This window comes from Streptomyces sp. PTY087I2 (assembly GCF_001687325.1).
Lineage (GTDB): Bacteria > Actinomycetota > Actinomycetes > Streptomycetales > Streptomycetaceae > Streptomyces.
In genome coordinates this window covers 1-11738 of the sequence record NZ_LZRD01000067.1, presented here as the reverse complement: position 1 = coordinate 11738, position 11738 = coordinate 1, and the positions used below count along the sequence as shown (strand labels likewise).

Below are 11738 nucleotides of genomic sequence, written 5' to 3'. Positions count from 1 at the left end.
CTCGTGGCCTGGAGGGCTCCTGGCCCGGAGGCCCTTGGCCCAGCCGGGCCGAGGCCGCACGGGGCCGCAGGACCGCCGCTGGGCCCGCATCCCGGGCCCGGGGTGCGGGTTGTCAGGCTGCTGTCATGGTCCGCCCCCGGCCCCCGCCCGCCGCCCGGCCGAGGCCCCACGGGGTCGCCCGGTCGCCGGGGAGGCCCCCGGCCCGGGAGCCCTTGGCTCCGCCGGGTCGAGGCTCCGCCGGGCCGCGGGACCGCCGCTGGGCCCGCATCCCGGGCCCGGGGCCGGGTTGTCAGGCCGCTGTCATGGTCCGCCCCCGGCCCTGGCCCCCGCCCGCCACCCGGTTGCCGGGGAGGCGCTTGGCCCGGGGGCCCGTGGCCCGCCCGGCCGAGGCCACACGGGCCGCCCGGCCGCCGGGGAGGCCCCTGGCCCGGGAGCCCTTGGCTCCGCCGGGTCGAGGCTCCGCCGGGCCGAGGCCGCACGGGGGCCGCAGGGCCGCCGCTGGGCCCGCATCCCGGGCCCGGGGTGCGGGTTGTCAGGCTGCTGTCATGGTCTGCCCCCGGCCCCCGCCCGCCGCCCGGCCGAGGCCCCACGGGGTCGCCCGGTCGCCGGGGAGGCCCCCGGCCCGGGAGCCCTTGGCTCCACGGGCCGAGGGACCGCTGCTGGACCCGCACCCCCGGGATGCGGGCCCGCATCCCGGGGTCGGGGCCGGGGCGTCAGGCTGCTGTCATGGATGGTCCGCCCCCGGCCCCCGCCCGCCGCCCGGCCGAGGCCCCACGGGGTCGCCCGGCCGCCGGGGAGGCCCCCGACCCGGAGGCCCCCGGCCCCTACCCCGCCATCCCCGTCTTCAGCCCCGCCCCGCACAGCGGCACCACCACACTGCCCCCAACCGCGTCGCCCCCACCCCGTACCGCCGCCCAGCAGGCCACCCCCGTCGTCTCCACGTAGAGGCCGCGTGCCGCCAGGTCCCGTTGGGCCTCGCGGATGGCGTCCTCCGGGACCGTCAGGAACGTGCCGCCCGAAGCCCGTACCGCCGCCAGGATCTGGCGGGCGCGCGGTGGGCGGGGGATCGCGATGCCCTCCGCGAGCGTGGGGGCGGGCGGGGTTGCCGGAAGCAGGTCGTCCGCGGCCGCGTGGAAGGCCGCGGCCAGTGGGGAGACCGCCTCCGCCTGGACCGCGATCAGGCGGGGGCGCGTCTCGATCAGGCCCAGGGCGTGCAGTTCGGACACCGCCAGCGCCGCGCCCAGCAGCAGCGTGCCGTTGCCGACCGGGACCGCCAGTGCGTCCGGCAGCCGGCCGCCCAGGTCCTCCCAGAGCTCGTACACGTACGTCTTCGTCCCGTGCAGGAAGAACGGGTTGAAGACGTGCGAGGCGTAGAAGACCCCCGGTTCGTCCGCCGCCGCGCGGGCCGCCAGCGCGGTCGCCTCCCGGCCGCCCGGGACGGCCACCAGGCGCGCGCCGTGGGCTTGGATCTGCTCGGTCTTCTTGGGCGATGTGCCCTCGGGGACGTACACCGTGCACGGCAGTCCGGCCCGCGCGCAGTACGCCGCGACCGACGTGCCCGCGTTGCCCGTGCTGTCCGCCACCACCCGGTCCGGGCCCAGCCGCCGGGCCAGCTCCGCGAGCATCACCGCGCCCCGGTCCTTGAAGGAGAGCGTCGGCATCAGATAGTCGAGCTTCGCCGAAACGGTGTCCGTGAGCGGCACGAGAGGGGTGCGTCCCTCGCCCAGGGAGATCGCCGAGGTGTCGAGCGGGAGGAATTCCTTGTAACGCCACAATGAATCGATCCGGCCGGAAAGCGCGTTCACCCCGACCCCCCGCGCGGGGGTGAAGTCGAGGTCCCAGGGCCCCCGGCAGACCGGACAGCACCAGGTCAGAGCGGTAATCGGTGATCGCGTCCCGTCCACCGGACAGTGAAAGATCCTCATGTTCGCCAGCATGTCAGGCATATGGCGGGTGAATGGCGTGCGTAGGGAACACCTCAAGGCACCCTTGTGAGTTCGCCATGGATCGGTCAATCTTTCGCTGGCAGCAGGGCATGCCGCTCACCTGACGACGCAGAACGCAGGGCGTTCCGATGGCTGATTTGTCATGCCCCTGCCGGGAGCCGGTCGTGCGGCTCCGGCACCACCCCCCACCAGAGCACCGCCTATGAGGAGGACCCCTCACATGTCAGTGACGCGTCAAACCCCCCAGGCCCGTCGAAGACTCGCCGCGGCGACCGTCATAGCCACCGCAGCCGCCGTCGCCCTCGCCACCGCCGCCCTTCCGGCGACCGCGGCCGAGCGCGCACCCGAAGGCGTGATCCTGAACGCGGACGCTCCGGGCACCATCAGCGACAGCTACATCGTCACGCTGAAGGACTCGGCCGCGAAGTCGGACTCCGCCCAGGGCAAGGCCCTCGCGAAGAAGTACGGCGCGAGCATCGAACGCACCTACCGCGCGGCCCTCAACGGCTACGCGGTCGAGGCCACCGCCGCGGAGGCGAAGAGGTTCGCCGCCGACCCGGCCGTCGCGTCCGTCTCGCAGAACCGCACCTTCACGGTCTCCGCCACCCAGACCAACCCGCCCTCCTGGGGGCTCGACCGGATCGACCAGCGGAACCTCCCGCTGGACCAGCGCTACACCTACCCCGACAAGGCCGGCGAGGGCGTCACCGCCTACGTCATCGACACCGGGGTACGGATCAGCCACAGCGACTTCGGCGGCCGGGCCTTCAACGGCTACGACGCCATCGACAACGACAACGTCGCCCAGGACGGCCACGGCCACGGCACCCACGTGGCGGGCACCGTCGCGGGCACCGCCTACGGCGTCGCCAAGAAGGCGAAGATCGTCGGCGTCCGGGTGCTCAACAACCAGGGCTCCGGCACCACCGCGCAGGTCGTCGCCGGTATCGACTGGGTGACGGCCAACGCCGTCAAGCCCGCCGTCGCCAACATGAGCCTCGGCGGTGGCGCGGACTCCGTCCTCGACGCGGCCGTCCAGCGCTCCATCAACTCGGGCATCACCTACGCCGTCGCGGCGGGCAACGAGTCGACCAACGCGAACACGAAGTCCCCCGCGCGCGTCGCCGACGCCATCACGGTCGGCTCGACGACCAACACCGACGCCCGCTCCAGCTTCTCCAACTACGGCGCGGTCGTGGACATCTTCGCGCCCGGTTCCTCGATCACCTCGACGTGGAACACCAGCGACAGCGCCACCAACACCATCTCCGGTACGTCGATGGCCAGCCCGCACGTCGCCGGCGCCGCCGCCCTCTACCTCGCCGACAACCCGGGCTCGACCCCCGCCCAGGTCTCCGCCGGACTCGTCGCGGCCGCCACCACCGGCGTCGTCGGCAACCCGGGCACCGGATCGCCCAACCGCCTGCTGTACGTCGGCACGGGCAGCACCAACCCGCCGGACCCGGACCCCAAGAAGTTCGAGAACACCACCGGGTACCCGATCAACGACAACTCGACCGTCGAGTCGCCCATCACGGTCACCGGGATCACCGGCAACGCCCCGGCCGCGCTCCAGGTCCCGGTCAACATCTCCCACACCTACATCGGTGACCTGAAGATCGACCTGGTCGCGCCGAACGGCACCGTCTTCAACCTGAAGGCGTTCGGCTCGGGCGGCAGCAGCGACGACGTGGTCACCACGTACACCGTCAACGCCTCCTCCGTCGTCGCCAACGGCACCTGGAAGCTCCGGGTCACCGACAACTGGACGTACGACACCGGCCGGATCAACAGCTGGGCGCTCCAGTTCTGATCCCGCCCCGGCGGTGAACCACCGAACCGCGTGAGACAGCGTGATGCAGTGTGAGAAGGGCCGGGGCGGTCGCGTCGTGCGACCGTCCCGGCCCCTTCGGCCGCTCAGCGGCGGTTGAGCGCGCGGTCGACCGCGGTGACCAGCTCGGCGTTCTCCGTGTCGCCGTCCAGCGACCAGAACATCGCCCCGCCGAGCCCCTGGTCCCGGACGTACGAGGCCTTGGCGCGCAGCACCTGCGGGTCGTCGTACGTCCACAGCGTCGTACCGTCGAACAGCCACGCGTGGCCGTTCTTCGCATCGCGGTGGATCTTGTACGTCCCCGAAGCGGCCAGCTTCTTGAGGACCTTGTAGTCCTCGTAGCCCGCCGCCCAGGTGGCCGGAGCCGGGGCCGTCGCCGGCTGCCCCATGCCCGTACCGCCGCCGGTCACGCCGGTCCAGCCCTGGCCGTACGTCGGCATGCCCACCACGATCTTGTGCTTCGGCGCACCGCGGCGCACCCAGTCCCGCACCGTCCGGTCCACGCTGAAGTCGTTCCGCGCGTACAGGGCCGACTGCTGGGCCGTCTTCTTCTCACCCGAGACGTGGTAGTCGTAGCCCTGGATGTTGACGAAATCGAAGTCCTTCATGAGGCGCTTCACGTCGAAACCCGCGTCGATGGCCTTCGGGTTGGCCGGAACGTACGCCGACAGGTCGTAGTGCTTGGGCTTCGGCTTCGGCTTGTGGTGGCCCTTGCCCCTGTTCTGCGCGGCGGCCTTCTCCTCGGCTTTCGCCTCGCTCTTCGCGTACGCGTCGAGCTGGACGCGGAACTCGTGGATCAGGGCGGTGAAGTTCTTCTTGTCCTCCGGGCGGAAGACGGTGCCCTCGTTGGCCGCCGAGCCGGGCCACTCCCAGTCGACGTCGATGCCGTCGAAGAGCCCGGCCGCCGCGCCGTCGCCGCCGCGTGCGCCGTCCTGCGGGAGGTTGCCCTTGATGTACAGGTCGATGCAGGAGGCGACGAGCGCCTTGCGGGAGGCCGCGGTGCGGACCGCGTCGGAGAAGTGGGTGGACCAGCTCCAGCCGCCCAGCGAGATCATGACCTTGAGGCCGGGGTGCTTGGCCTTCAGCTCGCGCAGCTGGTTGAAGTTGCCCGCGAGCGGCTGGGTGTCGGTGTCGGCGACGCCGTCCACCGATCCCGCCGCGTCGAGCGGACGGGCGTAGTCCGCCCAGGCGTCGGCCTGGCCGGGGATGTTGCCGGTGAAGCACTTGCCCTCGGCGCTGACGTTGCCGAAGGCGTAGTTGATGTGGGTCAGCCTGGCCGCGGCCCCGCTGGTGTCCAGGTCCTTGACCTGGAAGTCGCGCCCGTAGACGCCCCATTGGGTGAAGTAGCCGATGTTCTTGTACGCGGGGCGCTGGTGGCCCTTGCCGCGGTCGCCGCCGCCGTTCCGGTCGTGGCCGGTACCGGCCGTGGCCGCGGGCGCGGCGCCCGCCAGCAGGGCCAGGGCGACGCCGGCGATGGTCATTCGGGACAGGTTTCTTCGACGCATGGGGCTCGTTCCTGTGCGGAAGGGGCGGGGGAGAGCCGTGCTGTGCACAGGGAAGGTATTGGTCTGGACCAAAAATGGTCAAGAGTACGGGAGTTGCCGCACTTCACGGACGCGTGGACGGGGGCGCGTGGACGGGGGCGGCGAGGGGGAGAGATGCGGGGCCGGAGGTATGCGTGGACCGCCGCGAGATCATCACATCGGGTGAAACTCTGGCCTACGCTTGCGGTATACAACCCACGGTTGTCAGGCTGTCGCAGACTGTCAACCTGTTGGGAGTGGCCTGTGACTTTCGGTGAGCAGCCCGCCTATCTGCGCGTGGCGAGCGATCTCAGGGAGAAGATCGTCAACGGCGCGCTGCCGCCCCATACGCGCCTGCCGTCGCAGGCCCGCATCCGCGAGGAGTACGGGGTCTCGGACACCGTCGCCCTGGAGGCGCGGAAGGTCCTGATGGCGGAGGGGCTGGTCGAGGGGCGCTCCGGCTCCGGCACCTATGTGCGCGAGCGCCCCGTGCCCCGCATGATCGCCCGCTCCGGCTACCGGCCGGACAAGGGGGCCAGCCCGTTCCGCCAGGAGCAGACGGCCGAGGGGGCGCGCGGGACCTGGGAGTCCAGCAGCGAGCAGGAGGGGGCGAGCCCCGAGATCGCCGAGCGGCTGGGCATCGAACCGGGCGACCGGGTGATGCGCACCCATTACGTCTTCCGGGAGGCGGGCGAGCCGATCATGCTCTCCACCTCCTGGGAGCCGCTCGCCATCACGGGCCGCACGCCCGTGATGCTGCCGGAGGAGGGCCCGTTGGGCGGCTGCGGGGTGGTCGACCGGATGGCCGCGATCGACATCGTCGTGGACAACGTCGCCGAGGAGGTGGGTGCGCGTCCGGGGCTGGCGGAGGAGCTCCTGGCGCTCGGCGGAGTGCCCGGGCATGTGGTCATCGTGATCGGGCGTACGTACTACGCGTCGGGCCGGGCCGTGGAGACGGCCGACGTCGTCATCCCGGCGGACCGGTACCGGGTCGCCTACCACCTGCCGGTGAGATGAGGCGGGGTGACGCCGCGTCGGACAGCCGTCGGGCGGTCATGAGGTGAGCGTGATGCGGGGCACGTAAGTGGGGGGCAAGGGGGCGCATCCTGTGGATGCGCCCCTTTCGTGATGGCCGGATGTGTATCTCTTTGTGTAAAGACGCCTGCACTGAGTGAAGGTCAGGCGTACGCTCGGGCATATGCGTACTGCGGTTTCCTGGGGATCCTTAGAGACGTGCACGCCGGTGGGGAGAGGGGCGATATGCGGGGGAGCGACACGATGAGCGAGAGCGGTGCCGTGCTCCCGTGGCAGGTGATACGGCAGGACGACGGCGGCAATCGCTACCGTGTGGGCCGGTATGCCACGCAGGCCGAGGCCCAGAAGGTCGCCGACGGCCTCGACGACCGCCATCACCATCAGGTCTACCGGGTGGAGCGCGTGGGCCAGGGAGCCGGCCCCTGACGGACGGACCACCCCCTGCCGTCCCGTCCCGGCCCCGGGCGGTAGGGTCCGCTCCGACCCGGGGTGCGTGAGCCCGCAGGAACGGCGCCGCGAGCGGGGCGGAGCGATGACGGAGTGGTGAGCAAGTGACGTCGGTGCTGATCGACACGGTGGCGTGGGTGCGGATCGAGGGCGGCAGGATCCTCTGTGCGCGCCCCCGGGGCAAGGACGTCTTCTACATCCCGGGCGGCAAACGCGAGGGCGCGGAGACCGATCTCCAGACCCTCCTGCGGGAGATCGAGGAGGAGCTGACGGTCGGCCTGATCCGGGAGACCGTCGTCCACGCCGGGACGTACGAGGCCCCCGTCGACGACCGGCCCGGCGCCCCCGTCGTACGGATGAGCTGCTACTACGGCGACTACCGCGGCACGCTCTCCGCGAGCAGCGAGATCGAGGAGATGGCCTGGTTCTCCTTCGCCGACCGGGCTCTCGTGCCGCCCGTGGACCAGCTGCTCTTCGACGACCTCAGGGCGACGGGCGCGTTGAGCTGACCCGCCGGCCCGTGACGGGAGTGGGGCGTACGGCCGTCTGCACCAAACACCCGGTTGCGCGGTAGTGAGCAATCAATGGTGGGTATGGGCTGTTTAGTCCCCATTTGCACAGGGGGTGCGCCCGCGGTCGTCCCTGGGAAGTGATCGGCGTGATCGATACCGAAGGCGACTGCGCCGAGTGGACCTTCGCGGCCGAGCCCGGTTCCGTGCGCAGCGCCCGGCACGCCGTCCGGGGCGCGCTGGGCTCCTGGGGGCTCGACGCGGTGGTGGGCGACCTGGCGGTCCTCCTCGTCAGCGAACTGGTGACCAACTCCCTGCGGTACGCCTCCGGCCCCATCGGCGTACGCCTGGCCCGTACGTACCCCGACGGGGACCCTCCCCCCGCCGACCAACCGCCCGCCACCCCGGGACTGCTGGTGGAAGTCTCCGATCCGCTTCCGGATCCACCCACCGAACGCAGTGCGGGACCCGACGACGAAGGCGGCCGCGGACTCCAGCTCGTGGCCTGTTCCGCACGTCGCTGGGGGACCCGTCGCGGAAAGAGCGGCAAGACCGTGTGGTTCGAGCTGGCTCTCCCTGGTTAGGAGAGTGGAGGGAAGCACAGCGATCACCAGAGGTCGGGCAGAACCTGGCTGAAAGGGACTGAGACCGTGCTGTGATCGTGAACGCCGTGTCGGTCGGGGCCGTAGTGCTGAATACTGCGGGCAGGACCGGTCCGGTGTGTGAGCTGGAGGGGACGGTCGCGTGAGCGAAATACCTGGGACGACGGGCGACGCCGTCGGGACGGCCGGTGACGTCGTGTGGCAGAACAGCCCGCCCGGCTCGATCTATGACTACATCAGGGTGGCCTCCTTCTCGATCGGCCCCGACGGTCTGATCGAGCAGTGGAGCAGCCGGGCCGCCGCGCTGTTCGGCATGGCCTCGACCGAGGCGATCGGCCGCGACCCGGTGGAGGCCTTCATGCCCGCCGAGCTGCGCTCGGACGGCCACCGGCGGGTCGGCGAGATCCTCGACGGCAAGGAGTGGACGGGCCTCGTCCCGTTCCGGATGCCGGGCGAGGGCGGGGCGCACGGCGTCGCCGAGGTCTATGTGATGCCGAGTCTGACGGGGCAGGGGGAGCGGGCCGCGCTCTGTATCGTCGTCGACGTCCGGGCCCTGCGGCGCATCGAGACCGACCTCGCCGCGTCACAAGCCATATTCGGCCAATCTCCCTTCGGCTTCGTGCTGTTCGGCACGGACTTCGCGGTCGTCCGGGCCAACCAGCGCTTCGCCACGGTCTTCGGCGGCGCGGCCGAGGACCACCGGGGCCGCACGGTGGACGACTATCTCCCGCAGGCCGAGGCCGACCGGCTGTCCGCCACCCTGAAACGGGTCCTGGAGACCGGGGAGTCGGTCACCGACCTCCAGCTCGTCGGCACCGCCCCCGGCACCACCGAGCGCCGCCACTGGTCGATGAACCTCTACCGGGTGCACAGCGGGGCCGGCCGCCCCGTCGGTATCGCCGGGCTCGCCACCGACGTCACGCGCCGGCACATCGCCGCCCGCGAGGCCGCCAGCGCCCGCCGCAACCTCGCCCTCCTCAACGAGGCCAGCGCTCGCATCGGCAACTCCCTGGACCTGGAGACCACCGCCCGCGAACTGCTCGACGTGGCCGTGCCCGGCTTCTGCGACCTCGCCGCCGTCGACCTCTACCAGGGCCTCCTCACCGGCGAGGAGGCCGCGCCCGGCAGTTGGGCGCCCGCCCACCGCGAGTCCGCCGGAGGCTCGGCGGAGCTGCGCCGGGTCGCCCACGCCAGCGCGGTCGCCGACGCCCTGCCCACCGCCGTGGCGGGCAGCGGCCCCCCGGGCCCCGACGATCTGCCGCCCGCGCTCGGCTCCGTCCACCGCTTCCCGTTCGGCTCGCCCTGCGCCGTCGCACTGCGCTCCGGCCGGGTCGAGGACGTCCCCGGCGACGAGATGGGCTTCGTACAGTCGACGCTCGCCGTGCCGATGGTCGCCCACGACACCGTCGTCGGCCTCGTCCAGTTCTCCCGGACGAAGGGGAGCGAGCCGTTCGGCGAGCGGGACCGGGCGCTCGCCACCGAACTGGCCGCCCGCGCCGCCGTCTGCATCGACAACGCCCGCCTCTACCGCCGCGAGCACGAACGCGCCCTGATCCTCCAGCGCAGCCTGCTGCCCCCCGGCGACCCCGAGGCCGCCGGACTCGACATCGCCTGCCGCTATCTGCCCGGCAACACCGCGACCGAGGTCGGCGGCGACTGGTTCGACGTGATCGAGCTGCCCGGCCACCGCACCGCCCTCGTCGTCGGCGACGTCATGGGGCGCGGCCTGCGCGCCGCCGTCGCCATGGGCGAACTGCGCACCGCCGTGCGGACCCTGGCCCTCCTCGACCTGGAGCCGGCCGAAGTGCTCTCCGCCCTCGACGAGGTCGCCCGCGGCCTCGGCTCCCCGGGCGGCGGCGAGCGCAGCGAGGGGCTCGGCGGCAGCGGGGGAGCGCAGTGGCCCTCCCGCGCCGCGCAGAAGTCCCGCGAGGCGGACCTCTCCGAGGTGTACCTCGCGACCTGCGTGTACGCGGTCTACGACCCGGTCACCCGGCGATGTACGTTCGCCAACGCCGGGCACATGCCCCCGGCCGTCGTCGAACCCGGCCGGCCCGCCCGGCTCATCGACGTACCACCGGGCATGCCGCTGGGCGTCGGCGGCGAGCCGTTCGAGGAGGTCGAGGTCGAGCTCGCCGAGAACGCCCTGCTCACCCTCTACACCGACGGCCTGGTCGAGTCCCGGGACCAGCCGCTGGACGAGGGGCTTGAGGCGCTGCGGTCCGTGCTCACCGGTCCGCAGATGGAGCTGGAGGACGCCTGCGACTTCGTCCTCTCCACCCTCGACACCCGGCACGGCGAGGACGACATCGCCCTCCTGATGGCCCGCATCCAGGGGCTGCCCGCGGAGGCGGTCGGGGACTGGACGCTGCCGCGCGAGCCCCGCTCGGTCGGCCGGGCCCGCGAGCTGGCCCGCACCCAGCTGCTCTCCTGGGACCTCGACGACCTGGTCGACACCACCGAACTCCTCGTCAGCGAACTGGTCACCAACGCCCTGCGCTACGGCGAGGGCGAGATCCGGCTCCGGCTGCTGCGTGACCGCACCCTGGTCTGCGAGGTCTGGGACGCCGGCCTCGTCCAGCCGCGCCGCCGCCGGGCCCGCGACACCGACGAGGGCGGCCGCGGGCTCCAGCTGGTCGGCCTGCTCAGCGCCGCCTGGGGCTCGCGCCGCACCCCGCGCGGCAAGACCGTCTGGTTCGAACTGGCCCTGCCGGACGGGGAACCGGCCGCGGAGCTGTCGGTGGAGCAGCTGCTGAGCATGTACTGACCCCCGGCCCCCGGGGTTGCCCCCCGGCCCCCGGGGTCCCGCTCCGTCCCCGGGGGCTTACGAGCCCGTCTTCAGGGCCGCCAGCCGGGCGTCGATCTCCGCGCTGTCGCCCAGGCTGTCCAACTGCTCGAACTGCGCGTCCAGCGAGGAGGCGGCCAGCTCCTGCTTGCCCAGGGCCTTCGCCTCCTCGCGCCGCACCTTGTCCTCGAACCGGCTCAGCTCGCTCGTCGGGTCGAGGACGTCGATGTTCTTCACCGCGTCCATCATCTGGTTCTGCGCCTGGGCGGACTTCGAACGCGCCACCAGCTCGTCCCGCTTGGCCTTGAGTTCGGCGAGCTTGGCCTTCATCTGGTCGAGCCCGGTCTTCAGTTTGTCGACGACCTCCGTCTGCGAGGCGATGGTGGGCTCCGCCGTCTTCGCCTCCTGCTCGGACTGGAGCTGCCGGCCCAGCGCCACCTTCGCCAGGTTGTCGAACGTGTCGGCCTCCGCCACCGACCCGGCCCCGCGCAGCTCGTCGGCCTTCCGGCTGGCCGCCAGCGCCTTGCCGCCCCACTCGGCCGCCGCCTCGACGTCCTCCTTGTGGTCCTGCTCCATCAGCCGGAGGTTGCCGATGGTGGCCGCGACCGCCTGCTCGGCCTCCGCGATGTTGTTCGTGTAGTCCCGGATCAGCTGGTCCAGCATCTTCTGCGGGTCCTCGGCCTGATCGAGGAGGGCGTTGATGTTGGCCTTGGCGAGCTGGGTGACGCGGCCGAGGATGGTCTGCTTGGTCATGGGATGGCTCCTTGGAAGTCGTGATCGCTGATATCGCTGGTAGGGGCGAATCGCTGCTACGGGGATCGGGATACGCGGGAATCGCTGATACGGGGAAATCGCCGATACGGATGAGGGATGAGGAGAGGGAGGAGAGTGAGGCCCGGTCGTCTCAGAAGCGGCCGCCACCGCCCCGCCGCCCCCGGGTTCCGCCGCCGCCGAAACTGCCCGGTCCGCCGCCGAACCCCCCGCCCCGGCCGCCGCCGAAGCCGCCGGACCGCCCGCCGCCGAAGCCGCCGCCCATGCCCCCGCCCCGGCCCCCGCCCCCGAA

9 protein-coding genes are annotated in these 11738 nt (G+C 72.2%); 6 read left to right on the top strand and 3 right to left on the bottom strand.

The genetic code is table 11. The annotated features are described in order from the left end of the window. Positions 1-824 precede the first annotated feature (824 nt). The gene (locus tag A3Q37_RS34950; RefSeq protein WP_065491220.1) at positions 825-1937 is read right to left on the bottom strand and encodes a threonine synthase; all 1113 of its coding nucleotides are present in this window, start codon (positions 1935-1937) and stop codon (positions 825-827) included. A 229-nt stretch (positions 1938-2166) separates the two neighbouring features. On the opposite strand from A3Q37_RS34950, the gene A3Q37_RS34945 reads away from it, so the two are divergent. Next, the gene (locus A3Q37_RS34945; RefSeq protein ID WP_065491218.1) at positions 2167-3759 is read left to right on the top strand and encodes a S8 family peptidase; all 1593 of its coding nucleotides are present in this window, start codon (positions 2167-2169) and stop codon (positions 3757-3759) included. Positions 3760-3863: 104 nt separating this feature from the next. On the opposite strand, the gene A3Q37_RS34940 is transcribed toward A3Q37_RS34945, so the two are convergent. After that, a complete protein-coding gene (locus tag A3Q37_RS34940) occupies positions 3864-5282 on the bottom strand; it encodes a glycoside hydrolase family 18 protein (RefSeq protein WP_065491216.1) in 1419 nt (472 codons plus the stop codon). Positions 5283-5564: 282 nt separating this feature from the next. On the opposite strand from A3Q37_RS34940, the gene A3Q37_RS34935 reads away from it, so the two are divergent. The 5 genes from A3Q37_RS34935 (at position 5565) to A3Q37_RS34915 (ending at position 10657) form a co-directional block, all read left to right on the top strand. Beyond that, entirely contained in the window at positions 5565-6317 is a 753-nt protein-coding gene (locus A3Q37_RS34935; RefSeq protein ID WP_065491214.1) for a GntR family transcriptional regulator, read from the top strand. A 243-nt stretch (positions 6318-6560) separates the two neighbouring features. After that, a complete protein-coding gene (locus tag A3Q37_RS34930; RefSeq protein ID WP_065491212.1) occupies positions 6561-6761 on the top strand; it encodes a hypothetical protein in 201 nt (66 codons plus the stop codon). A 125-nt stretch (positions 6762-6886) separates the two neighbouring features. Then, the gene (locus tag A3Q37_RS34925; protein ID WP_065491210.1) at positions 6887-7291 is read left to right on the top strand and encodes an NUDIX domain-containing protein; all 405 of its coding nucleotides are present in this window, start codon (positions 6887-6889) and stop codon (positions 7289-7291) included. A 140-nt stretch (positions 7292-7431) separates the two neighbouring features. Continuing rightward, the gene (locus A3Q37_RS34920; protein ID WP_065491208.1) at positions 7432-7875 is read left to right on the top strand and encodes an ATP-binding protein; all 444 of its coding nucleotides are present in this window, start codon (positions 7432-7434) and stop codon (positions 7873-7875) included. Between the two features lie 214 nt (positions 7876-8089). Beyond that, positions 8090-10657: a SpoIIE family protein phosphatase gene (locus A3Q37_RS34915; protein ID WP_065491206.1), complete on the top strand. Its 2568-nt coding sequence runs from the start codon at positions 8090-8092 to the stop codon at positions 10655-10657. 57 nt (positions 10658-10714) lie between these two features. Here the strand turns inward: A3Q37_RS34915 and A3Q37_RS34910 are convergent, their stop codons facing one another. Continuing rightward, a complete protein-coding gene (locus A3Q37_RS34910; protein ID WP_065491205.1) occupies positions 10715-11428 on the bottom strand; it encodes a PspA/IM30 family protein in 714 nt (237 codons plus the stop codon). Positions 11429-11738 lie beyond the last annotated feature (310 nt).

Excerpts from the sequence above, each read along its gene's own strand:
- A3Q37_RS34950 (WP_065491220.1), bottom strand. The coding sequence starts at position 1,937 with ATGCTGGCGAACATGAGGATCTTTCACTGTCCGGTGGACGGGACGCGA.
- A3Q37_RS34945 (WP_065491218.1), top strand. The coding sequence starts at position 2,167 with ATGTCAGTGACGCGTCAAACCCCCCAGGCCCGTCGAAGACTCGCCGCG.
- A3Q37_RS34940 (WP_065491216.1), bottom strand. The coding sequence starts at position 5,282 with ATGCGTCGAAGAAACCTGTCCCGAATGACCATCGCCGGCGTCGCCCTG.
- A3Q37_RS34930 (WP_065491212.1), top strand. The coding sequence starts at position 6,561 with ATGCGGGGGAGCGACACGATGAGCGAGAGCGGTGCCGTGCTCCCGTGG.
- A3Q37_RS34910 (WP_065491205.1), bottom strand. The coding sequence starts at position 11,428 with ATGACCAAGCAGACCATCCTCGGCCGCGTCACCCAGCTCGCCAAGGCC.